Annotated in this window: 21 protein-coding genes; 9 read left to right on the top strand and 12 right to left on the bottom strand. The window is 71.9% G+C overall.

What is annotated here, in order from left to right; genetic code table 11:
• Positions 1 to 678 (bottom strand): MtrAB system response regulator MtrA, encoded by a 678-nt coding sequence (gene mtrA, locus ACIQWX_RS12710; protein ID WP_005150760.1) that lies wholly within the window; start codon positions 676 to 678, stop codon positions 1 to 3.
• Positions 679 to 1,015: 337 nt separating this feature from the next.
• Between mtrA and ACIQWX_RS12705 the strand changes: the two genes are divergently transcribed.
• From ACIQWX_RS12705 to ACIQWX_RS12695, 3 genes are read left to right on the top strand one after another with little or no spacing between them, the layout of a single operon-like run.
• A complete protein-coding gene (locus ACIQWX_RS12705; RefSeq protein ID WP_400868786.1) occupies positions 1,016 to 1,801 on the top strand; it encodes an IclR family transcriptional regulator in 786 nt (261 codons plus the stop codon).
• Positions 1,802 to 1,834: 33 nt separating this feature from the next.
• Positions 1,835 to 2,671, top strand: a complete 837-nt coding sequence (locus ACIQWX_RS12700) for a hypothetical protein (RefSeq protein ID WP_400868784.1) — start codon at positions 1,835 to 1,837, stop codon at positions 2,669 to 2,671.
• A complete protein-coding gene (locus ACIQWX_RS12695) occupies positions 2,668 to 2,979 on the top strand; it encodes an ArsR/SmtB family transcription factor (protein WP_400868783.1) in 312 nt (103 codons plus the stop codon). Before ACIQWX_RS12700 ends, ACIQWX_RS12695 begins: the two co-directional genes overlap by 4 nt.
• Here ACIQWX_RS12695 and ACIQWX_RS12690 read toward each other — a convergent pair.
• Positions 2,976 to 3,944: a helix-turn-helix transcriptional regulator gene (locus ACIQWX_RS12690; protein WP_400868781.1), complete on the bottom strand. Its 969-nt coding sequence runs from the start codon at positions 3,942 to 3,944 to the stop codon at positions 2,976 to 2,978. The genes ACIQWX_RS12695 and ACIQWX_RS12690 overlap by 4 nt on opposite strands.
• A gap of 64 nt (positions 3,945 to 4,008) precedes the next feature.
• Between ACIQWX_RS12690 and ACIQWX_RS12685 the strand changes: the two genes are divergently transcribed.
• The 3 genes from ACIQWX_RS12685 to solA all read left to right on the top strand — a co-directional run bounded on the left by ACIQWX_RS12685 (position 4,009) and on the right by solA (position 7,721).
• The gene (locus ACIQWX_RS12685) at positions 4,009 to 4,458 is read left to right on the top strand and encodes a hypothetical protein (protein ID WP_400868779.1); all 450 of its coding nucleotides are present in this window, start codon (positions 4,009 to 4,011) and stop codon (positions 4,456 to 4,458) included.
• 87 nt (positions 4,459 to 4,545) lie between these two features.
• Entirely contained in the window at positions 4,546 to 6,594 is a 2,049-nt protein-coding gene (locus ACIQWX_RS12680; protein ID WP_400868777.1) for an FAD-dependent oxidoreductase, read from the top strand.
• A complete protein-coding gene (solA, locus tag ACIQWX_RS12675; RefSeq protein WP_400868775.1) occupies positions 6,591 to 7,721 on the top strand; it encodes an N-methyl-L-tryptophan oxidase in 1,131 nt (376 codons plus the stop codon). The genes ACIQWX_RS12680 and solA overlap by 4 nt, the downstream gene beginning before the upstream one ends.
• Here the strand turns inward: solA and ACIQWX_RS12670 are convergent.
• The 3 genes from ACIQWX_RS12670 to ACIQWX_RS12660 form a co-directional block, all read right to left on the bottom strand.
• Positions 7,710 to 8,363 carry a dTMP kinase gene (locus ACIQWX_RS12670; protein ID WP_400868773.1) on the bottom strand — a complete coding sequence of 218 codons (654 nt, stop codon included), beginning with the start codon at positions 8,361 to 8,363 and terminating at the stop codon, positions 7,710 to 7,712. The two genes, solA and ACIQWX_RS12670, sit on opposite strands and share 12 nt — an antisense overlap.
• Positions 8,364 to 8,433: 70 nt before the next feature.
• Complete coding sequence (locus tag ACIQWX_RS12665; RefSeq protein ID WP_400868771.1) at positions 8,434 to 9,189, bottom strand: hypothetical protein; 756 nt, start codon at positions 9,187 to 9,189, stop codon at positions 8,434 to 8,436.
• A complete protein-coding gene (locus ACIQWX_RS12660; RefSeq protein WP_400868769.1) occupies positions 9,186 to 9,770 on the bottom strand; it encodes a papain-like cysteine protease family protein in 585 nt (194 codons plus the stop codon). Before ACIQWX_RS12660 ends, ACIQWX_RS12665 begins: the two co-directional genes overlap by 4 nt.
• 247 nt (positions 9,771 to 10,017) lie before the next feature.
• On the opposite strand from ACIQWX_RS12660, the gene ACIQWX_RS12655 reads away from it, so the two are divergent.
• A complete protein-coding gene (locus tag ACIQWX_RS12655) occupies positions 10,018 to 11,016 on the top strand; it encodes a hypothetical protein (protein WP_003085563.1) in 999 nt (332 codons plus the stop codon).
• A gap of 3 nt (positions 11,017 to 11,019) precedes the next feature.
• Here ACIQWX_RS12655 and ACIQWX_RS12650 read toward each other — a convergent pair whose 3' ends face one another.
• The 4 genes from ACIQWX_RS12650 to ahcY form a co-directional block, all read right to left on the bottom strand.
• Entirely contained in the window at positions 11,020 to 11,361 is a 342-nt protein-coding gene (locus ACIQWX_RS12650; RefSeq protein WP_400868767.1) for a VOC family protein, read from the bottom strand.
• A complete protein-coding gene (locus ACIQWX_RS12645) occupies positions 11,361 to 11,810 on the bottom strand; it encodes a type II toxin-antitoxin system VapC family toxin (RefSeq protein WP_400868765.1) in 450 nt (149 codons plus the stop codon). Before ACIQWX_RS12645 ends, ACIQWX_RS12650 begins: the two co-directional genes overlap by 1 nt.
• On the bottom strand, positions 11,804 to 12,091 hold the full coding sequence (locus ACIQWX_RS12640) for a FitA-like ribbon-helix-helix domain-containing protein (RefSeq protein ID WP_400868763.1): 288 nt from the start codon (positions 12,089 to 12,091) through the stop codon (positions 11,804 to 11,806). Before ACIQWX_RS12640 ends, ACIQWX_RS12645 begins: the two co-directional genes overlap by 7 nt.
• Positions 12,092 to 12,195: 104 nt before the next feature.
• Complete coding sequence (gene ahcY / locus ACIQWX_RS12635; protein WP_400868761.1) at positions 12,196 to 13,668, bottom strand: adenosylhomocysteinase; 1,473 nt, start codon at positions 13,666 to 13,668, stop codon at positions 12,196 to 12,198.
• A gap of 93 nt (positions 13,669 to 13,761) precedes the next feature.
• Here ahcY and ACIQWX_RS12630 point away from each other — a divergent pair, with 93 nt between their 5' ends.
• Entirely contained in the window at positions 13,762 to 16,020 is a 2,259-nt protein-coding gene (locus ACIQWX_RS12630) for a hypothetical protein (RefSeq protein WP_400869573.1), read from the top strand.
• Positions 16,021 to 16,068: 48 nt separating this feature from the next.
• On the opposite strand, the gene ACIQWX_RS12625 is transcribed toward ACIQWX_RS12630, so the two are convergent.
• The 3 genes from ACIQWX_RS12625 to ACIQWX_RS12615 all read right to left on the bottom strand — a co-directional run bounded on the left by ACIQWX_RS12625 (position 16,069) and on the right by ACIQWX_RS12615 (position 19,531).
• The gene (locus ACIQWX_RS12625) at positions 16,069 to 16,734 is read right to left on the bottom strand and encodes an LPXTG cell wall anchor domain-containing protein (protein ID WP_400868759.1); all 666 of its coding nucleotides are present in this window, start codon (positions 16,732 to 16,734) and stop codon (positions 16,069 to 16,071) included.
• A 262-nt stretch (positions 16,735 to 16,996) separates the two neighbouring features.
• Positions 16,997 to 18,523: an amino acid permease gene (locus ACIQWX_RS12620; protein ID WP_400868757.1), complete on the bottom strand. Its 1,527-nt coding sequence runs from the start codon at positions 18,521 to 18,523 to the stop codon at positions 16,997 to 16,999.
• Positions 18,524 to 18,613: 90 nt separating this feature from the next.
• On the bottom strand, positions 18,614 to 19,531 hold the full coding sequence (locus tag ACIQWX_RS12615) for a cation diffusion facilitator family transporter (protein WP_400868755.1): 918 nt from the start codon (positions 19,529 to 19,531) through the stop codon (positions 18,614 to 18,616).
• A 150-nt stretch (positions 19,532 to 19,681) separates the two neighbouring features.
• Between ACIQWX_RS12615 and ACIQWX_RS12610 the strand changes: the two genes are divergently transcribed.
• On the top strand, positions 19,682 to 22,609 hold the full coding sequence (locus ACIQWX_RS12610; RefSeq protein WP_400868753.1) for a BTAD domain-containing putative transcriptional regulator: 2,928 nt from the start codon (positions 19,682 to 19,684) through the stop codon (positions 22,607 to 22,609).
• Positions 22,610 to 22,615 lie beyond the last annotated feature (6 nt).

The following is a 22,615-nucleotide window of genomic DNA, read 5'->3' as shown; positions in this document are numbered from 1 at the left end:
TCACGGCGGGCCGGCCTTGTACCCGACACCGCGAACGGTCAACACCACCTCGGGGTGCTCCGGGTCCTTCTCCACCTTGGAACGCAGGCGCTGGACGTGCACGTTCACCAGCCGGGTGTCGGCCGCGTGCCGGTAGCCCCACACCTGCTCGAGCAGCACCTCGCGGGTGAACACCTGACGCGGCTTGCGGGCCAGCGCCACCAGCAGGTCGAACTCCAGCGGGGTCAGCGGGATGGCCTTGCCTTCGCGCGTGACCTCGTGGCCCGGCACGTCGATCGCCAGGTCGCCGATGGTGAGCGACTCCGCCGGCTCGGCCTCGGTGCGGCGCATCCGGGCGCGGACCCGGGCGACCAGCTCCTTCGGCTTGAACGGCTTCACGACGTAGTCGTCGGCGCCGGACTCCAGGCCGAGCACGATGTCGACGGTGTCGCTCTTGGCGGTCAGCATGACGATCGGCACCCCGGACTCGGCGCGGATCGCCTTGCAGACGTCGATCCCGTTCATCCCGGGCAGCATCAGGTCGAGCAGGACGAGGTCGGGTTTCAGCTCGCGCAGCGCGGGCAGCGCGCGGGAACCGTCGGCGACCACGGCCGTGTCGAACCCCTCCCCGCGGAGCACGATGGTGAGCATCTCCGCGAGTGCGGGGTCGTCGTCGACCACGAGAACACGTGCCTTCATGTCCACATATTCGCACTAGTTCCGGCGCCCGCACGCACGACCCGCGTGTTTGACCACCAGAAAGATCAAGATCGGCACGCGCGCCTGCTCCATCCGGGTGCCCCCACCGGCGGCTTTGGACGGTCCGCGGAGGCCGCGCGGGTTTCCGGCGCGGCCTCCGCGGACCTGCGGGGCGAGTTCGGGGGAAACGGCTGGCCGGTTGGCTCGGCAGTGCGTGAAAGTTGCGCATTGCGCGCCTCCGTGCCCACCGCGCAACAATCCGGCTCCGGCGGCACCCGCGTCAAGAGATTCGCCCACTCAGCCGATAGGAACGGCGCGAAACGGATACTGTTGCGCTATGCGGAACCAGGACTCGGGCAACGCAACTCAAAGCCAGGTGCAGTCGGTCGACCGGGCGATCAGCGTGCTGGAGCTGCTCGCCCGCAACGGCGAAACCGGCATCACCGAGATCGCGGGCGAGCTGGGCGTCCACAAGTCGACGGCGTCGCGGCTGCTCAGCGTCCTGGAGGCGAGAGGCCTGGTCGAGCAGCTCGGCGAACGCGGGAAGTACGCGATCGGGTTCGGCATCGTACGGCTGGCCGGCGCCGCTACCGGCCGGATGGACCTGGCCAAGCTGGGCCGCGCCAGCTGCCTGTCGCTCGCCGAAGAGCTGGGCGAGACGGTGAACATCGCCATCGCCGACGACGGCGTCGCGATCAACATCAGCCAGGCCCGCGGTTCGGCGGCGATCACGACGCAGAACTGGACCGGCCAGCGGACGCCGCTGCACGCGACGTCCAGCGGCAAGATCCTGCTGGCGCACATGGGCGACACCGAGCGCAAGCGGGTGCTCAAGCGGAAGCTGGAGCAGTACACCCCGCGCACGACGGTCGAGCCGGACGAGCTGATGACCGAGCTCGACCGGGTGCTCGAAGACGGTTTCGCCGCCTGCTACGAAGAACTCGAGCTCGGCATGCACGCGGTCGCGGTGCCGATCCACGGCCCCGGCGGCGACGTCGTCGCGGCGATGAGCGCTTCCGGTCCGTCGTACCGGCTTTCGAAGCAGCGGGTCAAGCAGATCGTGCGGCCGATGACCGACGCGGCGGACGAGCTTTCCGCGCAGCTGGGTTACTTCCGGGAGTAGCCGCACATCCGGATATCCGGATATATTGGCGGCATGCGTGTTCTCGTGATCAGGCGCGGCCCGGTGGCCCGGGTGCTGGTGACGTCGATGGCGCCGGCCCACGACGTCACGCTCGCGGTCCGCGAGCCGGCGGCGGATTCCCTGGTCGTCACGACCAACCGGCTGCGCGGGGCGCGGCGCGTCGAGCGGCGGGTCGGCGTGACACCGGTCGACGGCCCGGCTCAGGACTGGGACGTGGTGATCAGCACGGCCTCGCCCGCCGAACCCGCGGTGGCCCGGCTCCTCGGCGGGTCCGCCGCGGTCGTCGCCGCGGTCACGCAGGTGCCGTCGGAGGTGACGCGGCTGCGTGAGCTGGCGGGCGATCGGCCGTGGGGGCTGGTGGTGCCCGGGTTCTTCGCCGCGGACGACTGGTGGTGGCAGCCGGGACGGTTCCGGTTCACGACCACCGGTCCCGCGTCCCTGCGCTCCCTGTTCGCCCGGTCGCGCGCCGCATCTCCGGCCGCACCACTGGTTTCCGCCGCGAGCATGATGCCGGTGGTGGCCGGGCTCCAGGCCGCGGATTTCGACCTCGCGGCGGCTCGCCGGGCTTCGCGGCCCCTCGCGATCGCCGCAAGCCAAGCCCGCGCGGCGGTCGCGGCGGAGTTCGGGGTCCGGCGGCCGAAAGCCGTGCGCCCGGCCGCTGTCCGTGCCGCGCTGACGGTGTTGCCGCGCCTCGCGCCCTTCGACGTGCCGGAATACCTGCGAAGCCACTTCGGCGGGCACAGCGCGCAGACAGTCCGCATGGTGCGCGACTGGGTCGAGCTGGGACGGCGGCACGATCTCCCGGTGAACGAACTCGAAGCGCTGCTCCCCTCGGCGGTGGCCGAATGATCCACGACGCGCTCACGACCGCGTTGCCGGTGCTGCGGGCCCTCGGTGAAGAGACCCGCGTGCAGATCATCGGCGTGCTCCTCGAGCGCGACGGCGCCGCGACGGTCGGCGAGGTCCAGGCGGCACTCGGGCTGCCGCAGTCCACGGTGTCGCGCCACCTGCGGATCCTGCTGGACGCGCACCTGCTGGCGGTCAGCCGCGCGGGCGCGCAGCGGGTCTACCGCCTCGACGTCCCGGCCGGTGCCCTCGACGCTCTCGACCAGCTCGTCGGCGAAGTGCGCCGGTGCCAGGCGGAGCCGCACGCCTAGGGGTACAGCCGCGCCATCGTGCGGATCGTGTTTCCCATGTGTGCCACCAGTTCCGGCGGTTCGAGCACCTGTGCGTCCGCGCCAAGGCGCAGCAATCCGGCGGCCGCGTGGGGCACGCTTTCCATCGGCACGCGGGCGCGTTGCCACCCTTCGAAGTCCGCCGGTTCGAGCGTGCGGGCGACCAGCCGGGCGGCTCGCGGGCCCAGGATGTCCGGCAGGGCCTCGATTCCCGCCGGCGACAGCCGCACGAGCGCGGTCTCGCCGACGTCGCCGTCTTCGTAGCTTTCGACGTTCACGCGCCAGAAGTCCGCCAGGTCGAACCCGTCGGGCCGGGTGAAGTGCTCGTCGAGCGTCCGCAGTTCTTCGATGTTCCCGACGCGGTAAGTGCGCACGCGCGGGCCCGCGACGAGGTACCAGACGCCGGCCTTGAGGACCAGGCCGAGCGGGTGCAGCCGCCGCGTCACCACCCCCGGCGTCGGCGACCAGCGGCGGTAGGAGACTTCGACGACTTGGTCCTGCCACAGCGCTTCCGCCGCCGCGAGCAGCTGCGGCACCGGGTCGGCTTCGCGGTACCAGCCGGGCGCGTCGAGGTGGAAGCGCTGCCGGATGCGCACCGACGCGTCCCGGTACGGCGTCGGCAGCGCCGCCATCAGCTTCAGCTCGGCCGCGGCCACCTGCGCGCCGAGGCCCAGCTCGGCGGCCGGCTGCGGCAGGCCGGTGAGGAACAGCGAGCCGGCCTCCCCTGCGGTGAGCCCGGTCAGCCGGGTCCGGTAGCCGTCCACCAGCTGGTAACCGCCGTCCGGACCGGTTTCCGCGTAGATCGGCACGCCCGCCGCCGTGAGCGCTTCGACGTCCCGGTACACGGTTCGCGCGGTCACGCCGAGTTCCGCCGCCAGCTTCGCCGCGCTCATCCGCCCGCGGTTCTGCAGCAGCAGGAGCAGGGACACCAGCCGGCTCGCACGCACCCGGCGGAGTCTGCCAGCAACCACTGACAAAAGATGTCAGTGGTGGCGTCCCAGGATCGACGACATGAACGACTTCGACTTCTTCATCGGCTCCTGGACCGTGACGAACCGCCGGCTCGCCAAGCCGCTCACCGGCAGCGACGACTGGGACGTCTTCCCCGGCACTTCGACCTGCTGGTCGCTCTTCGAGGGCGGCGGCAACGTCGACGAGATCGTCTTCCCGACCCTCGGCAGCCGGGGCTGCACCTTCCGCCTCTTCGACGTCGAGCGCGAGGAGTGGTCGCTGTACTGGGCCAACAGCCGGACCGGGGTGCTCCAGCCGCCGGTCGCCGGCACCTTCGCCGGCGGCCGCGGCGACTTCTACGGCGACGACACCCACGAAGGCGCGCCGATCAAGGTGCACTACGCCTGGACCGGCATCGAGACGGCCACCCCGCGCTGGGAGCAGGAGTTCTCCGCCGACGGCGGCCAGACCTGGGAAGCCAACTGGGTCATGGAGTTCGCCCGCGCCTGAGCGGGCACCTTTTCGGGCGCTTGACACCGCGTCGCGCATCACGCACGTTGTTGCCGAAGACGCAACTTCGTCGCCCGGAGGGAACGCATGGCAGGACGGCCCCGGGTGGTCGTCGTCGGCGCCGGCCTGCTCGGCTGCGCGCTGGCCGACGAGCTGACCGAACGCGGGTGGACCGACGTCACCGTGCTGGGCGGCGGCGAGGCGGACGACCACCCGGGGCTGGTGTTCCGGGGCGACGCGGACCGCACGCTGACGGAGTTCGCGAAGTACACCGTCGAGAAGTACAGCGGCCTCGACGGCCCGTGGTGCTTCAACCCGGTGGGCAGCCTCGAAGTGGCGACCACTCCTGAGCGCCTCGAGGAGCTGAAGCAGCGTCACGGCTGGGCGACGTCGTGGGGTGTGCGCGCTTACCCGCGCACGCCCCGCGAGTGCGCCGACCTGCACCCGCTCCTCGACGAAACCCGGGTGCTGGGCGGGCTGCACGTCCCCGGCGACGGCCTGCTGCACGCGCGGCGCGCGGCGGAAGCGCAGGCCCGGCGGGCGAAAGCCCGGGGCGCGCGGTTCGCCGCCGAAGACGTCGTGGCGGTCGACCGGTCGGGCGGGCGGGTGACCGGCGTCGTCACTGCGGCCGGGCGGTACCGCGCCGACGTCGTCGTGTCGTGCACGGGCGGTCTCGCCGACCTGAACGTGCCGCGGGTGCCGGTGACGCACGAGTACTCGATCACCGCGCCGCTGCCGGAACTGGCCGGGGACAACGACGAACACGTGCAGGCGGGCAAACCCGTGCTGCGCCACCTCGAGTCCGGGATGTACGTCCGCGAGCACGTCGACCGGCTGGGCGTCGGCGTGACCGCGGCTGAGCTGCTCCCCGCACTTCACGGCGCCCGCTTCGAAACCACCACGACGGTGGTGCTCCCCGGCACCCCGGACGGGCGGCCGCTGCTCGGCGAGCACCCGGACCTCGACGGCTTCTGGGTGGCCGAAGAGGTCCGGCCCGAACACTCCGCGGGTGTCGCGCGCGAGCTGGCGCGCTGGCTCGTCGACGGGCAGCCGTCGCTCGCCCTGCACGGCTGCGACCTCGCCCGGTTCGCGCCGTCGGCCCGGTTCGCCGCGGCACCGGTGCGGACGAGTCCCTTCCACGAACGGCAGCTCGCGCTGGGCGCGCACTTCGGTGCCGCGGACGGCTGGGCGCGGCCGGAGCGGTACGGGCCCGACGCCGGCGCGGAGGCGCGCGCCGCTCGGGAGCGCGTCGCGATGTTCGACCTGACGTCCGTGCCGCGGCTGGCCGTCACCGGGCCCGGCGCGCTGCCGTTCCTGCGGGCCATGACGACCGGCGATCCGGCGGAACCGGGCACGGTGGTGTCCGCTTTGCTGCTCGGTGAGGACGGCGGCGTGCGGGGACAGCTGACCGTGGCCCGGCTGGGTCCCGAGCGGTTCCACGTCGGCGCGGGCGGGCGCCTCGACTTCGCCTGGCTGCGGCGGCACCTGCCCGGCGACGGCTCGGTGCAGCTCCACGAGACCACGCCCGGTACTTGCTGCGTCGGTGTGTGGGGCCCGGGCAGTGCGGAGATCTTGCCCGAACTGTCCACAACGGACTTTTCGGCCGAGGAGACGTACGTCGGCGACGTCCCGGTCGTCGCGTTGCGACTGTCCACTGTGGGCGAGCCCGGCTGGGAGCTGCACACGACGGCGGACCTGGGCCGGCGCCTGTGGGACACCTTGCGCTCTCGGGACATCGCCGTCGCGGGTTATCAAGCGTTGACCAGTTTGCGGCTGGAAGCCGGCGTTCCGGTCGCGGGCGTCGACTTCACCACCGAGCACGATCCCTACGAGGCCGGGCTCGGGGCCGCCGTCCGGATGGACAAGGGCTACTTCCTCGGCCGCGACGCGCTGGCGGGGCGGTCCGCGGCGACCGTGAGCCGGCGGCTGACCCGGCTGACGACCGAGTCCGCCTTACAAGGTAAGGAACCGGTCTACGTCGAGGGTCGCCACGCCGGGTACGTCACCAGCGCGGGCTACGGCCACACCCTGGGTCGAGCCCTCGCGTTCGCCTGGCTTCCCGTGGAGCACAGCGTTTCCCGAACACTGATAGAGATCGAACACTTCGGCACGCGCGTGGCCGGGAGGGTCGCATGACGCACTACGACGTGATCGTGCTCGGCCTCGGCGGGATGGGCAGCGCCGCGGCCTACCGGCTCGCGCAACGCGGTCAACGGGTCCTCGGCGTCGACCAGTTCGCGCCGGTGCACAACCGCGGGTCGAGCCACGGCGGTTCGCGGATCACGCGCCAGGCCTACCTCGAAGGACCCGAGTACGTGCCGCTCCTGCTGCGCGCGCACGAACTGTGGGCCGGTCTCGAGCGCGACAGCGGACGGCGGCTGTTCACCCGCTGCGGCGGGCTCATGGTCGGCGCGGCCGGTTCGCGGACGATCACCGGCAGCCTCGCGTCGGCGCGCGCCTTCGACATCCCGCACGAGCTGCTGGACGCGGGCGAGATCCGGCGCCGGTTCCCCACGATGACGCCGTCCGACGGCGAGGTCGCGCTGCACGAGCCGGGCGCCGGGCTGGTGTCGCCCGAAGGCAGTGTCGCCGCGCACCTGCAGCTCGCCGCGCGGTGCGGCGCCGAGCTGCACCACGAGGAGAAGGTGTTCACCTGGAGCGCGACGACCGATGGCGTGCGCGTCGGGACGTCGCACAGCTACTACACGGCCGGCCGCCTCGTCCTGTGCCCCGGCGCGTGGGCGGGCGAACTGCTGCGCGGCTTCGGCGTCGAATTCACCGTACGACGTAAGGTGCAGCACTGGTTCGCGCCTTCGGGCGGCGTCGAACCGTTCCGGCAGCATCCCGTGTACCTCTGGGAGGGCGACGGCTACACGTTCTACGGCTTCCCCGCGCACAACGCGGCGGCGGACGGCGTGAAAGTCGCGTTCCACACCGGCGGCCACCCGTGCACCCCGGACGGCATCGACCGGACGGTGGCCGCCGACGAGGTCCACGAGATCGCGTCCGTCGTGAAGCGCCACCTGCCGACGCTGCCGGGCGCGTTCCTGCGCGCGGCGACGTGCATGTACACCGACACGGCCGACGAGAGCTTCGTCGTGGCACCGCACCCGGGCGAGGAGCGGGTGGTGCTGGCGTGCGGGTTCTCCGGCCACGGCTTCAAGTTCGTGCCGGTGATCGGCGAAATCCTCGCGGACCTGGTCGTCGACGGGACGACGAAGTACCCGATCGCGCGGTTCGACCCGGCCCGGCTACTGGCCTAGCAACGTCGTCGCGAGGGCTTCGAGGTCGACACCCGCGACACCGTCGAGGACGTGCCACGGCGCCAGCCAGCCCGACGCCGCCAGCTCGTCGTACACCGCCGCGCACCGCCGCTGCAGGCCGTCGTCGGTCTCGAAGGCGTCGCGCTCGCGGTCGGTCTCCGCCTCCGCGCGGCGCTCGGCCCGCTCGGCCGCCACCGCGGGCGCGACCCGCAGCAGCAGGTGCGCGTCCGGCCGCGGCAGGCCGAAGCGGTCGACCTCCAGCTCCCACACCCACTTCACGACTTCGCCGCTCGCGTCCTGCCTAAGCCGCGCGGCCGCATACGCCGCATTGGACGCGACGTAGCGGTCGAGCAGGACGACGTCGTGCGCGTCCCGCAGTGCGCGGATGTCGTCCGCCGCGCCGCTGCGGTCCAGCGCGTAGAGCACGGCCATGCCGTACACCGAATCGGCGAGGTCGCCGTGCCCGCGGTGCAGCGCTTCCTTGACCAGGTCGGCGTGCACGCTCTTGCCGTAGCGCGGGAACGCCAGCGACGCGACGCTCGCACCCTTCGCGCGCAGTTGCGCCGTCAGCCCGTCGGCGAGCGTGCGCTTGCCCGCGCCGTCGAGCCCTTCGATGACCACCAGTCGACCCACGGTCGTCACAGTAACGGTGCCGTTGGTGGACCGGCGGGCTCGGTGGAAGGGGATCGACGCCGAGCCCGCCGGTTCGTCTTCAGGCGGAGATCCGCCGCAGGTGCAGCACGTAGCCGAGGCCGCTGACCGCCAGGACGCCGGCCAGGATCAGCAGCGGCACCCAGCCGGTGTCGTGGCCGGACGGGGCCGGGCCGCCGTCGCCGCGGGGCATCACCTGCGACGTCGCGTCGTAGCCCCCGGCCTCGCCTTGGCGGGCGTACTCCGAGCCGGGGAGCTTGTCGGCGTACCGCTGCGAGACCGTGCGCTGGTAGTCGGCGAAGTTAACAGTCGTTAGCTCGGACAGGGACGTGAGCCGGCCGTCCCTTACGGCGTACCAAGCGTCGACCTGCGGCTCGTGCAACAGCTGGGCACCGGCGGGAAGCGTCCGGGCGTAGGTGCCTTCGACGTCGCCCGAGGCGATGTTCCCGACCTGCCAGGCGCCGTCGTCGCCGCGGACCGACCAGAGCGTCGCGGTCCGGCCGTCGGACGCGCGAACGGGAACGGCGAAGTAGGCGAAGTCGCCCGGAGCCGCGCCCGGTTTGCCCGCGACGAAGTCCGGCGAGAGCTCGTAGACCGGGTACGCGTCCGGGGTGATCTCGACCGTCACCGGGCCGTTCGCGTCCGGCGCCTGCGCGAAGAACCGCACGAGGGTGTCCTGGAGACCGGTGGCCGCGGTGTGCGCGGCCACGGCGTCGGCGCTGCTGATGCCGGCGGCCTGGGCCGCGCCTGACACCGGAGCCGTCATCAGCAGCGCCGCGCCGGTCAGCACGGCGAGCGCCAGCACCCGCCTGCTCATCGGGCGATCCCGGTGAGCGTGTGCGTCCAGGTGAACGACGAGTTGTGGGTGTAGTAGCCGTAGGTCGACCAGTTGTAGCGCTTGGCCGGCCCCGGATCACCCCAGAACACCCAGTTCCCGCGGGTGTCGTAGCCGTAGAGGACGTGCGCGTGGCCGCCGCCCGAGCGGTAGCCGACGCGGGTCTCGACCGGCCGGTTCGCCGCGGTCTGCGTCCGGACGTCGGCGTAGGAGACGCGGCGGTCGAGGTAGCGGCCGGGCGAGGCAAACCCGAGCTCGGCGAAGGCGCGCTGCGGGCCGGCGAGGGTGCCGGGCAGGTTCGCGCAGTCCGTTCCGGCCCCACCGTTCCCACTGTGAGCGAGCTGACAGAACTTCGCTTGGCTGACGGGGACGCCCTGGGCGGCCGCGATGGCGGCGCCGGCGGCGGCCCAGCACCACTGGGTCCGCTGCTGCGCCTGGATGGTGATCTGGGTCCGGTAGGTCGACGGCACTCCGGGCGCGGCTCCGGCGGTGACCGGGGCGACCAGGCACAACATCAGGCTCACGGCCAGTACGGCGTGCACCCGACTCGACTTCACCAGCACGGACGGCCTCCTGCTCGAACGTGGGCGAACCAGCGGTGGTCACAACGGTGAACAACGCGGTCACAAGGAGCAAGAACGCCATCCGGCGGAACGGACCGTTCCGGGGCACAGCCGGAACGCGGAACAGTCACCACAACGAGGCCAACCACCCTGAACGGGGGTCGGCGTGGGCACTCTACGCTGCTAACGTGAACGTTCCGCGGTGTTCACGCCCAGCGCACACACTGGTCGGGTGAAGGGACGAGCGGTGGCACAAGACGGGAACCTCCCACTGATCATCGATGGCGCCCGCACGACCCGGGCATCGGTCGCCGAGCTGCCGAAAGAGCTGACCGAGGCACTCCGCACCGGCGAGTTCCACCACGCACTGAGACTCGCGATCGCCTACCGCGGCCTCTCCCTCGCCCGGCTGCGCGCGCACCTCGCGCTGCGCGGCGTCCAAATCGGACAGTCCACGCTGAGCTACTGGCAACGCGGGCTGCGCCAGCCCGAGGTGCCGAAGGCGCTGCCGGCGGTCCGGGCCCTGGAATCGGTCCTCCAGCTGCCCGCGGACGCGCTGGTGGTGCTGATCGGCCCGCGACTGGTCCGCCGCGGCCACCAGCCGGCGGCGTCGTTCCACGACCTGCGTTCCGGTGACATGGGGTCGATCGTCGAGGACCTGCTGGCCGAGCTCGGCGCGTACCCGTCGTCGAACCACTACAACGCCGACCTCGAGCTGCTGTCGGTCCACGACACGATCACGTTCGACGCGGAACACCGCCAGGTCAGCCTGCGCACGCGGCTGGTGACGCGCGCCCGCCGGCACGGCCCGGACCGCTACCTCACGGTGTACAACGGCGATCCAGGCTGCCGCATCGACGACGTCGAGCTGATCACCGACGAGGGCTGCCGGGTAGGACGGATGCGCCGCAACCCGGACGCGGACACGATGGCGACGGAGCTGTTGTTCGACCGCAAGCTCGCCGAGGGCGACATCCACGTGTTCTGCTTCGAGGTCCGCGACGACTCCGGATCGGCGTCACCGGGGTACTACCGGATGCTGCGCGACCGGTGCGCGAGTTACCTGGTCCAGCTGCGCTTCGACCGCAACGCGCTGCCAGCGCGGTGCACGCGCCAGGTCCGCGCGCGCGACGACGCCCTGCCGGTGGTGGCGGAGGAGCTGGCGTGCGACATGGGCGGCGTGAGCAGCGCGTTCTTCAGCGACGCCGGGCCGGGTTTGGCCGGCGTCGCCGTCGAGTGGAACTAGCGCTCAGCCGGGGCCGCCGCCGATGCCGAACTCGTTCCCTTCGGGGTCGTGGAAGACGAACTTGCGGACGCCGTTGTCGTAGGTCTCGACGTCCGCGGGCTCGATGCCCCGCGCGGAGATGGCGGCGATCCGCTCGTCGAGGTCGCCCACGAAGAGCGTGTGCATGGCGTGCCCGGTGGCCCGCTCGGGCCGCTGCTCGACGTAGACGGCCCCGTGTTCGGTGACCTCCCACAAGGCCTCGGTGTCGCTGACCACGTAAGTCGGCGGCGAGCCGAAGAACCGCTCGTACCAGGCCAGCGCCGCTTCGTAGTCGCGCACGGCGATACCCGCCATGAGGTCGACCATCACACCACCTCGAATCCGTTCGCCTTGGCCGCGTCGGCTTGCCGCTCGTCCCGGGTGACGAAGGTGACCGGCTCACCGCCGGTGAGTTCGGCGGTGTCGTGCATGGCGACGGCGATGTGGATCGCGTCGAGCGTGCGCACGGGGTAGTTCTCGGTGACCAGCCGCCGGGCGGCCGGGAGGACCCGGCTCGGGTTGAACGGGATCAGCACCAGGTCCCCCTCCGGGGAAGCGAGGTGGTCGAAGTGCGCCAGCACCGCCGCGGGATCGGGAATCCGCCCGGTCCGCTTGGCGGCCGTCATGGCACCGGCGAACTCGACGCGGGTGAAGTCGCTGCTGACGACTGGGCGATCGCCTTCGAGCAGCAGCTTGCGGAACTTGTCGTGCTCTGGCTCGTCCGACAGGTAAGCCGTGACCAGCGCGCTGGTGTCGACGTACAGCACGGTCACCACTCCCCTCGGGTCCAGTCGAGCGCTTCGCTCACAGCCGTGTCCCAGCCTCGGGACAGGTCTTCGATCTCGTCCAGGGTCGGCACGTGAGCCGGTGGCTCCACGTGCACGACCTTGCCTTCGGCGATCAGCCGCCGCTTCCATTCCGCACGGGTTTCCGTCTTCGCCACAACGCCCCTCAACGCTTCCGTGACCAGGTCGTTCATGCTGCGCCCTTCGGCTTCGGCTCGCGCCTTCAGCCGGGCGTGCAGCTCGTCGTCGATCCTCGTGATCAACTGTTTCACCGCACCATGATATCACTTCACCCATTCGAGCTATCACTGTTCAGGACGCAGAACAAAGGGCCGCCCCGAACACTTTCGGGGCGGCCCTGATCAGCGAAAAACCCTCAGTACCGGTAGTGCTCCGGCTTGAACGGCCCCTCGACATCGACATCGATGTACTCGGCCTGCTCCTTGGTCAGCTTCGTCAGCTCGCCACCGAGAGCCTGCAGGTGGATCTTCGCGACCTTCTCGTCCAGCTTCTTGGGCAGCCGGAAGACCTCCTTGTCGTACTCCTCGTGCTTGGTGAACAGCTCGACCTGCGCGATCACCTGGTTGGAGAAGCTGTTCGACATCACGAACGACGGGTGCCCGGTCGCGTTGCCCAGGTTGAGCAGGCGGCCCTCCGACAGCACGATGATCGTGTTGCCGTTCGGGAAGACCCACTCGTCGACCTGGGGCTTGATGTTGATGCGGCGGATGCCCGGGTAGCGCTGCAGCCCCGCCATGTCGAGCTCGTTGTCGAAGTGGCCGATGTTGCCCAGGATCGCCTGGTGCTTCATCTTCGCCATGTGCTCGACCAGCACGACGTCCTTGTTGCCGGTCGTCGTGATGACGATGTCGGCCTCCGGGAGCGCGTTGTCCAGCGTGCGGACCTGGTAGCCGTCCATCGCCGCCTGGAGCGCGCAGATCGGGTCGATCTCCGTCACGATCACGCGCGCGCCCTGGCCGCGCAGGGACTCCGCCGCGCCCTTGCCGACGTCGCCGTAACCGCAGACCACCGCGACCTTGCCGCCGATCAGGACGTCGGTGCCGCGGTTGATGCCGTCGATCAGCGAGTGGCGGATGCCGTAGCGGTTGTCGAACTTCGACTTCGTCACCGCGTCGTTGACGTTGATCGCCGGGAACAGCAGCTCACCGGCCGCCGCGAGCTGGTAGAGCCGCAGGACGCCGGTCGTCGTCTCCTCGGTGACGCCGCGGATGCCCGCGCCGATCTTCGTCCACTTGTCCTTGTCGGCCGCCACCGAGTCGCGCAGCAGCTCGAGGAACACGCGGAACTCGTCCGAGGTGTTCTCGTCCGGCGTCGGCACGACGCCCGACTTCTCGAACTCGGTGCCCTTGTGCACCAGCATGGTGGCGTCGCCGCCGTCGTCGAGGATCATGTTCGGGCCCTCGCCGTCCCAGGTGAGCATCCGCTCGGTGCACCACCAGTACTCCTCGAGCGACTCGCCCTTCCACGCGAAGACCGGGACGCCCTTGGGCTCCTCGGCCGTGCCGTGCGGGCCGACGACGACCGCGGCCGCCGCGTGGTCCTGCGTCGAGAAGATGTTGCAGGACGCCCAGCGCACCTCGGCACCCAGCGCGACCAGCGTCTCGATCAGGACCGCGGTCTGCACGGTCATGTGCAGCGAGCCGGAGACGCGCGCGCCGCGCAGCGGGTAGACCTCCGCGTATTCGCGCCGCAGCGCCATCAGTCCGGGCATCTCGTGCTCGGCGAGGCGGATCTCCTTGCGGCCGAACTCGGCGGCCTCGAGGTCGGCGACGGCGAACTCGATGCCGTTGCGGGTCTGGTGCCGCTTGGCAACGCTTTCGGGGGTCATAGTGGCGATTCCTCCAAGACTCGATGACGTCCGAACACTACCGTTGTCCGCTCGACCTTCCCTAGGATCACGTAGGAGGCCTTTACCGTGCCCATGCCCGGCCCGGACACCCGCGTCGTCGAAATCCGCGTCGCCGGCCTGGTCGGCACCAGCGGGGAGACGCTGCTCGACGCGGTCGCGACCGTCGACGTCGCCGGCGACGGGCTCGGCCGTGTGATCCGCCCGGCGGACCGGCTGCGGCGGCCGGCGCCCGGGCCCGTGTTGCCGGCGCTGGGCCGGTCGATCCCGCGGACGCTCGAAGGCTACCTCTGGAGCGGCATGACGTCCGGGGGCGCCGCGAAGGCGACCTGGGCGCTGCTGTTCCCGTTCTCCCTGGCCAACGTCGCGTTCTGGATGCTGCCGCCGGTCCCGCCCGGACGCCGTCTCGCGGGCGGGCTCGGCGCCGTGTGCCGCGGCCTGCTGCGCGTGGGCGCCCTGCTGCTGACCATGCTGCTGATGGGCCAGCTCGCGGCCATCGCGCTCGACCTGTTCGCCGCGCAGTGTCTCGCGCCGGGGTCGGGCTGCCTGCCCGCGGTCCCCGACGTCCTCCGCTCGGTGCCCGCGCGGATCGCGGTCGGCGTGCTGCCCCTGCTGCTCGTGATCTTCGTCCTGCACCGGATCTCGAGCGCGACCTGGGCGGTGCACGCCGACGGCGACCTGACCGGCGGGCCGCTGCGGATGCGCGCCGACCCGGAGACGCCGGCGCTGCGCTGCCTGCACACCGTCGCGGCGCTGGCCTCGGTCGCCCTGCTGCTGCTCGGCGGGCCGTTCCGGGCGCCGGGCGAGGGCTTCGACCTGGTCGTCTGGATCGTGACGCTGGCGCTGGTCGTCGCGACGATCGTCGCCGCCGCGGTCGGCGTCGACACCGGGCGGTTCGCGCGGCCCGCCGTGATCGGGCTGGCTGTCGTGCTCGTGGTCGTGGCCGCCGTCAGGTTGCGGCCCGGCGCCGGCCCGCTGCCGGGGACCAACGGCGTCGTCGAAGGGCTCGGCGCGGCCCTGGTCGCCGTCACGGTCCTGTTCGCGCTGTTCCTGCTCCCGGCCGCGCTGCTGGCCCGGCCCGGCTGGGAGCACAAGCCGCGCCGGCTGCGGCCGTGGCTCGGCGGCTGGGCCGCCGCGCCGGTGCTCGCGCTGGCCGGGCTGCTCGGCGGCGGGTTCGGCGCGGGTCTCGCCGAAGCCGTCCGGCGGCTGTCCGGGGCGGAACTCCTGAAGGTCCCGGACACGTACCTGCTGGTCACCGTGTTGTGGGGCGCCGGGCTCGCGCTGGCCGCGGTGCTCGGCGTGCTGGGCTTCGCGGTCGCCGTCCCGCTGCGCCGGCTGCGCCGCGGCGTCCCGGAGATCGTCACGCTGATGGAGCACGACGAACGCCAGGAAGCCCAGGCCGCGGCGGCGTGGGCGCGCTCGGCGTGGGAACGGCGGCACCTGCACCACCTGGCGCTGGCGGTCGCGAGCGCGATGTCCGCGGGCGGCGCGGCGCTGCTCGTGCTGCGGTTCGGGTTCGGGCTGGTCCCCGGCTGGTTCGGGCCGCTGTCCGCGATCGGCGTGGTCGCGCTCGGCGCGCTGGCCGCGGGCCTGCTGCGCGTCGTCTACACGGCCGCGCGGACCCCGCAGCGCAGCCGGCACCTCGGGGCGCTGGCCGACCTCGTCTGCTTCTGGCCGCGGGCCGCGCACCCGACCGTGCCGCCGTGCTACGCGCTGAAGGTCGTCCCGGAGCTGGCCGCGCGGGCGCGCGAGCACCTCGCCGAACCGGGGACGCGGGTGGTCCTGTCGGGCTACAACCTCGGCAGCCTGCTGACGGTCATGGCCGCCGCGCGGCTCGCGGCCGAGCTGCCGGAAGCCGATCTCGAACGCGTCGGCGTGCTCACCGCCGGCTCCCCCTTGCAGTGGGGCTACCAGCGCGCTTTCCCCGCGCTGCTCCCCCAGGAAGCGCTCGAGACGCTCTTCGCCGACCTGGACGGCCGGTGGCGGGCCCTCTGCCGCGGCACCGACATCTTCGGCGGCGGCGTGACGACGTGGCGCCACGAGGTCTCCGACCGGCAGCTCTTCGGCGTCGGGTTCCAGCCCGAGGGCGGCTCCGGGCCGCTGAAGGCGCGGGCCGACGAGAACGGCGTCCTCATCCTCGGCGGCGACCACTGGCTGCCGGACCCGCTGCGCGGCCCGACCGGGCGGCACCGCTGGGCGCCGGGTGTGCTCAAGCACCAGGACTACGTGGCCGACGCGGAGTGGGACCACGCCGTCGCGATGGCGGCCGGCCTCGGCAAGCCCTCCGGCGGCGAGCAAGGACTGCTCTTCGGGGACTTCCCCTTGAAACAGTGAAGGCCCCTCGCCGGAGCGAGGGGCCTTCGACCGCGAGCTAGCTCAGCTTCACTCGGAAGCCTTGCGACGGAACTTCAGCAGCGCGAGCAGGCCGCCGCCGCCGAGGATCAGCAGGGCCGCGATCCAGACGAGCCACATGTTGTCGAAACCGGTGTTGGCCAGGCCGCCACCGGTGCCGGACTCGTTGCCCGCCGGCACGACCGCCGCACCCGTGGTGCTGGTCGGCGCCACCGTGGTCTCCGAGGAGGCCGGAGCGCTCGGCTTCGTGGTCTCGGTCGGCTTGGTGGTCGGCGGGGTCTTGGTCTCGGTCGGCTTCTCGGTCTTCTTGCCGCAGAGGTACCAGTGGTCGATGTCGGCCTGGCGGCCGTTGCGGCTGAACGGCGCGCGCAGGTCGGTCCACGGCGCGGCCTTGTCGAGGCCGCGGGCACCCGGGGTGTAGTCGTTGAAGCCGTCGTCGCCACCGACGACGACGATGCGCGTGACCGTGACGCCCTCGTGCACCTCGGAGATGTTGAGGCGGTTCTTGACGATCTTGAACTCGACGTCGCTCTGCTTGAGGTCGGTGCCCTTGGCGCACGGCGTCGCCTGACCCGGCGTCGGGTGCGGGCGGTTGTCGTCGCTGTGGCAGGCCAGCGCGGAGCCGGCGGTGCCGATGAGGGCGGCGGTGGTCAGCGCCATGATCGCGACGGCGCCACGGATGCTACGTCTGCGCATTCAGAACTCCTGTAACCGGCGGGGAGAGAGCACTAGCGAAATCTGGGGTCGCGAAGCCACCGAGCGTGTGAATCACGCTGCTGTAATTCACCCGTCTGTGGTGCGCGAAGGATCGAAAGGTATCGCACGTCACTCGACCCGCTACACGGGGTCCCCTTTTAGGTACGAACAGCAAGATCGCCCGATGTGAAATCCACCGAAAAAGCCCCGCCCACCTGCGCGGACGCAGGAGGGCGGGGCTGCACGGACGAGTGAACCGGGGTCAGGACTCCGGTGCCTTGACGGGCTCCTCGAGACCGTCGGACTGCCGCTTGCCGAGCAGCGAGTGCCGCCGACTGTAGGCGAAGTAGATCAGCACGCCGACGACCATCCAGGCGACGAACCGCAGCCAGGTCAGCACCGTCAGGTTCAGCATCAGCCACAGGCAGGCGAGGATCGCCAGGATCGGGATCAGCGGCACCAGCGGCACCTTGAACGCGCGGGGCAGGTCGGGCCGCGTCCGGCGCAGGATCAGCACGCCCGCCGAGACGAGCACGAAGGCGAACAGCGTGCCGACGTTGACCATCTCTTCGAGCTTGTCCGCCGGGAAGAAGCCGGCCGCGAGCGCGACCAGGCCGCCGACGATCAGCGTCGCGCGCTTCGGCGTGCCGTGCTCGCCGGTCTTGGCCAGGCCACGCGGCATCAGGCCGTCGCGCGACATCGCGTAGATGATCCGGACCTGGCCGAGCATCAGCACCATGACGACGGTGGTCAGGCCGGCCAGCGCGCCGAAGGAGATGATGTTGGCCGCCCAGTCGACGCCGTTCGCGGCGAACGCCGTGGCGAGCGTCTTGTGGCTGCCGTCGCCGGCCGAGGTGGCCAGGTCCTTGTACGACGTCATGCCGACGACCACCAGCGAGACCGCGACGTACAGCACGGTGACGATCGCCAGCGAGCCCATGATCCCGCGCGGGACGGCCTTCTGCGGGTTCTTCGTCTCCTCGGCGGTGGTCGCGACGATGTCGAAGCCGATGAACGCGAAGAACACCAGCGACGCACCGGCCAGCAGGCCGAAGACGCCGAACGAGCTGCTCGCGCCGCCCGCGATCAGCGAGAACAGCGACTGGTCGACGCCGGTCTGGCCCGCACCACCGGTCTCGCCCGGCGGGATGTACGGCGTGTAGTTGGCGCCCTTGATGTAGAAGATGCCGAGGATGATCACGAACAGCACCACGGCGACCTTGATCCCGGTGATCACCATCGAGACCCGCGAAGACAGCTTCGTGCCGACGGCCAGCAGGATCGTCAGGATCGCGACGACGACCAGCGCGCCCCAGTCGACGGTCACGCTGCCGATGTCGAACGTCGTCTTGGTGCCCTTGCCGAAGAGGTAGCCCAGCACCGTCTCGAGGTAGACCGACCAGCCCTTCGACACGGCGGCCGCGCCGACGGCGAGCTCGAGGATCAGGTCCCAGCCGATGATCCACGCCATGAACTCGCCGAAGGTGGCGTAGGAGAACGTGTACGCGCTGCCCGCGACCGGCACGGTCGAGGCGAACTCCGCGTAGCACAGCGCCGCCAGCGCGCAGGCGATCGCGGCGAAGACGAAGGCCAGCGAGACCGACGGGCCGGCGTAGTCACCGGCCGTGCGCGCGGTGAGCGTGAAGATGCCGGCGCCGATGACGACCGCGACGCCGAACACCGTGAGGTCCCACGCGCTCAGGTTCCGCCGGAGCTTGGTATCCGGCTCATCGGTGTCCGAAATGGACTGCTCGATGGATTTAGTGCGCCACAATCCCGTTCCGGGCACCGTTGACCTCCCTGCGGCTGGCCTGCGTGTATCGCGGTAGGTCACCCTATCGGGTCAGACGCGTGACGGCTCGCCGAGCGAGTCCGGGCGCTACTTCGCGAGGCTGCGGTCGAGGTCCGGTTCGAGGTAGATGAGCTTCGCGACGGGCACCTTGGCGCGGACGCGCGCTTCGGCGTCGTCGATGGCCGTGGCCAGCTCGGCGGTGTCGAGGCCGGGCACCATCGCGAGCTTCGCCGCGACGAGCAGCTCGTCCGGGCCCATGTACTGGGTGCGGATGTGGATGACGCGCTCGACCTTGCCGGCGGCGAGCTCGTCGACGATCGTCGCGAGGACGCCCTCGTTCGCGCCCTCACCGATGAGCAGGCTCTTCATCTCGACGATGAGGATGATCGCGATGATCCCGAGCAGCACGCCGATCCCGAGGGTGCCGACGCCGTCCCAGACCGGGTCGCCGGTGACGACCGACAGCCCGACGCCCAGCAGCGCGAGGATCAGGCCGATCAGCGCGCCGGCGTCCTCCAGCAGGACCACCGGCAGCTCGGGCTCCTTGGCCTGGCGGATGAAGCCCCACCAGGTCGCGTCGCCCTTGATCTTCCGTGACTCGCCGACGGCGGTGTAGAAGCTGTAGCCCTCCAAGCCGACCGCGACGAGCAGGATGATCACGGCGACGATCGGCGACTCGAGCGGCTCGGGGTGGCCGACCTTGTGGATGCCCTCGTAGATCGCGAAGGCGGACCCGAGCGTGAACAGCATCAGCGCGACGATGAAGGAGTAGAAGTACCGGTCCCGGCCGTAGCCGAAGGGGTGCTCCTTGTCCGCGGCCCGCTTGGACGTCTTCTGGCCGAGCAGCAGCAGGCCCTGGTTCGTGGTGTCGGCCAGCGAGTGCACGGACTCCGCGAGCATCGACGACGACCCGGTGACGAGGAAGCCGACGAACTTCGCGGCCGCGATCCCGGCGTTCGCCCCGAGCGCGGCGATGATCGCCTTGGTTCCGCCTCCAGCTGACACGACCGCTCCCCTGGTAGGTCCTGTATGTCCGGGTGGAGCCTAATGGGGCGCCGCGGCCGCGGCCGTGCCCGCCCGGGGTAACGGGCGGACCGCCGGTTTCTGTCGGACCCCTTCGCTACGGTGACCGCTCCGGCACTGGGGAAGGTGGACATGGCTCGCTTCGGTGTGCTCGGGCCGCTCGCCGTCGAGGGGGCGCCGGGGCACTGGGTCACGCTGCGGGGCGATCGGCAGCGCACCCTGCTGGCCGTGCTGCTGCTCAACGCCAACCAGCACGTCCACGTCGACGTGCTGGTCGAAGCGCTGTGGCCGGAGCGGCCGCCCAAGTCCTACGCCTCCAACCTGCACACCTACCTCTCGCGGCTGCGCGAGCGGATCGACGGCCTGCGCGTCGAGTACGGGCCGCTCGGCTACCGGCTGTGCGTCGAACCCCACGAGCTGGACCTGCTCGTCTTCCGGGCGGCCGTCGCGGACGGGCAGCGGGCCGGGGACGCCGTCGCCGCGTCGAAGCACTACCGGCGGGCGCTCGCGCAGTGGCGGGGGCCGGTGCTGGCGGGGCTGCACGTCCCGCGGCTCGACGCCGACGTCGCGCGGCTGGAGTCCGAGCGGCTCGCCGTGTTCGAGGACTGCGTCGACGCCGAGCTCACCGCGGGGCGCCACGGCGAGCTGACCGGCGAGCTGCAGGCCATGATCACCGAACACCCGCTGCGCGAGCGGCTGGCCGCGCAGCTGATGATCGCGCTGCACCGGGCCGGGCGGCAGGGCGACTCGCTGGAGATCTACCGGCGGCTGCGGACGACGCTGATCGAAGAGCTGGGCGTCGAACCGGGCGCCGAAGCCCGCCGGGTGCACGCCGCCGTCCTGCGGGGCGAGGACCCGGTGCCGCGCCTGCCGCCGCCGATCTGGCCGGTGTGCCAGCTGCCGCCGGACATCGCGGACTTCACCGGCCGCGACGCCGAACTGGCCGAGCTGACCGGCGTCCTGGGCCGCGACACCGGCGTCCCGGTGGCCGTGCTGAGCGGCGAACCCGGCGCGGGCAAGAGCACCCTGGCCGTCCGCGCCGCGCACCGGCTGCGGGCGCGCTTCCCGGACGGCCAGCTGTACGTGCCGCTGGGGCGTGCCGTCGGCGAGGTGCTGGCCGACCTGCTGCGCGCGCTCGGCGTCCCCGGTCCCGCGGTGCCGGACGACGTCCGCGCCCGCGCGGCGGTGTTCCGCGGCCGGCTGGCCGACCGGCGGGTGCTGGTGGTGCTCGACGACGCCGTCGACCCCGAGCACGTCCGCGCGCTGCTGCCGGGCACGCCGGGCTGCGCGGTGCTGGTGACCAGCAGGCAGCGGCTGAGCGGGCTGGCCGGCGCGCACCGGCTGGCGCTCGGCCCGCTGTCCGACGACGAAGCCGCCGAGCTGCTGAACCGCCTGGCCGGGGCGCGCGTGACCCGCGAGCGCGCCGACGCGGGCCGGATCATCGCCGCGTGCGCGCGGCTGCCGCTGGCCCTGCGGATCGCGGGCAGCAGGCTGGCCATCCGCCCGCACCTGCGGCTCGGCGAGCTGGCCGACCGGTTGGAGGACGAGGTCCGCCGCCTCGACGAGCTGACCGTGAGCGACCTGGCCGTCCGGAGCAGCATCGCGCTGAGCCACGAGGGGTTGCGGCCGCCGGCGCGGCGCGCGTTCGGGCTGCTGGGGCGGTGCCGGCTGGTCGACCTGCCGTCGTGGGCGGTCACGACGCTCATCGGCACCCCGGACGCCGACGAGGCGGTCGAAGAGCTCGTCGAAGCGAGCTTGCTGGAGGCGCGCGGCCCGGACGCGACCGGCGAGGGCCGGTACCGGATGCACGACCTCGTCCGGCTGTACGCGGCGGAAGGGCCCGCTGTCGAAGGTGGCTCGTCGACGGTGCTGGCGGCGACCCTCGCGCTCGCCGGCGCGGCCGCGGCCCGGCTGCCGCGCACGGTGCCGATGCCGGCGGTGGCGCACTCGCCGTTGCCGCAGCCGCTGCCGGACGCGTTGGTGTCGCGGTTGCTGGAGCGTCCGGAGGATTGGTTCGCGGCCGAGCGCGCGAACCTGGTGCGGCTGATCGGCTCGCTGGGCGCGCGGGAAGCGTTGCTGCTGCTGGACAAGCTGAGCGTGTACTTGTACTTGCACGGGCACTACGCGGACCTGCGAGCGGCGTACGAAACGGTGCTGGCGGCCGCGGACGACCGCGCGACGGCGGTGCTCGCGGAGGCCAACTTGGCTTTGCTGCGGCACGCGCGCGGGCAGTACTTCGAGGCGGCGTCGGCGTATCGCGCGTGCGCGAAGGAGCTCGAGGCCAGCGGTGACCGCCTGACGCACGCGTGGGTCGCGGCGAACCTGGCGCACTGCCTGATCGGGCTGGGCCGCGCGGAAGAGGCGTTGCAGACGGCGGCCGAGGCCCGCGAATTGTTCACTGTGGACGGTCAGCGGGAGGCGCACCTGGTCCGGGCGGCGGAATCGGCGGCGCTGCTGCGGCTGGGCCGGGTGGCGGAGGCGCACGAAGTCGACGAGCTGGCGCTGGCGGCGGCCCGCGCGACGGGCGACCCGCGCCGGATCGGCATGGCACTGCACGGGTTCGCGTGGTCGTCGCTGCTGACGGGATCGGACGCCGAGGCGGCGTCGGCGATCGCGGAGTCGGTGGAGCTGCTGCGCGCAACGGTGGCGCGCTCGGCGTTGGCGAAGTCGTTGCGGACGTTGGGAGCCATCTCGGCGGCAACGGGCGCCCGATCCCGCGCGACGGCGGCGTTCTCGGAGGCCCGGTCACTGGCGCGGGAACTCGACGAGCGGCCGCGGGAGCTGTCGTGCACGCGGGCGATCGCGGCGAGCTGGATCGGCGAAGGGCGGGCACGGGAGGCGATCCCGGTGTTGCGGGAGTGCTTGGCGGAGTTGCGGTCGATGGGCGGCCGCTCGGCGACGGGGTTGACGTTGCTGGTGCTGTCCCGGGCCTGCGAAGCGGCGGGTGATTCGGCGGGGGCGTTGGAAGCGGCTGCGGAGGCGGAGGAGCTGGCGGACCCGCGCGACGCGAGTGCGGCAGCGTTGCGGCGGGCGTTGGTGGCGCTGACCGAGCCCGCTTGAGACGCG

The sequence above is a fragment of the Amycolatopsis sp. NPDC098790 genome (assembly GCF_044759945.1).
GTDB lineage: Bacteria > Actinomycetota > Actinomycetes > Mycobacteriales > Pseudonocardiaceae > Amycolatopsis.
This window is presented reverse-complemented; position numbering and strand designations above follow the sequence as displayed.

What these genes read in the sequence shown, in the direction of transcription:
- mtrA (WP_005150760.1), bottom strand. Translation starts at nt 678, where the DNA reads ATGAAGGCACGTGTTCTCGTGGTCGACGACGACCCCGCACTCGCGGAG.
- ACIQWX_RS12705 (WP_400868786.1), top strand. Translation starts at nt 1,016, where the DNA reads ATGCGGAACCAGGACTCGGGCAACGCAACTCAAAGCCAGGTGCAGTCG.
- ACIQWX_RS12700 (WP_400868784.1), top strand. Translation starts at nt 1,835, where the DNA reads ATGCGTGTTCTCGTGATCAGGCGCGGCCCGGTGGCCCGGGTGCTGGTG.
- ACIQWX_RS12695 (WP_400868783.1), top strand. Translation starts at nt 2,668, where the DNA reads ATGATCCACGACGCGCTCACGACCGCGTTGCCGGTGCTGCGGGCCCTC.
- ACIQWX_RS12685 (WP_400868779.1), top strand. Translation starts at nt 4,009, where the DNA reads ATGAACGACTTCGACTTCTTCATCGGCTCCTGGACCGTGACGAACCGC.
- ACIQWX_RS12680 (WP_400868777.1), top strand. Translation starts at nt 4,546, where the DNA reads ATGGCAGGACGGCCCCGGGTGGTCGTCGTCGGCGCCGGCCTGCTCGGC.
- solA (WP_400868775.1), top strand. Translation starts at nt 6,591, where the DNA reads ATGACGCACTACGACGTGATCGTGCTCGGCCTCGGCGGGATGGGCAGC.
- ACIQWX_RS12665 (WP_400868771.1), bottom strand. Translation starts at nt 9,189, where the DNA reads ATGAGCAGGCGGGTGCTGGCGCTCGCCGTGCTGACCGGCGCGGCGCTG.
- ACIQWX_RS12650 (WP_400868767.1), bottom strand. Translation starts at nt 11,361, where the DNA reads ATGGTCGACCTCATGGCGGGTATCGCCGTGCGCGACTACGAAGCGGCG.
- ahcY (WP_400868761.1), bottom strand. Translation starts at nt 13,668, where the DNA reads ATGACCCCCGAAAGCGTTGCCAAGCGGCACCAGACCCGCAACGGCATC.
- ACIQWX_RS12630 (WP_400869573.1), top strand. Translation starts at nt 13,762, where the DNA reads ATGCCCGGCCCGGACACCCGCGTCGTCGAAATCCGCGTCGCCGGCCTG.
- ACIQWX_RS12625 (WP_400868759.1), bottom strand. Translation starts at nt 16,734, where the DNA reads ATGCGCAGACGTAGCATCCGTGGCGCCGTCGCGATCATGGCGCTGACC.
- ACIQWX_RS12610 (WP_400868753.1), top strand. Translation starts at nt 19,682, where the DNA reads ATGGCTCGCTTCGGTGTGCTCGGGCCGCTCGCCGTCGAGGGGGCGCCG.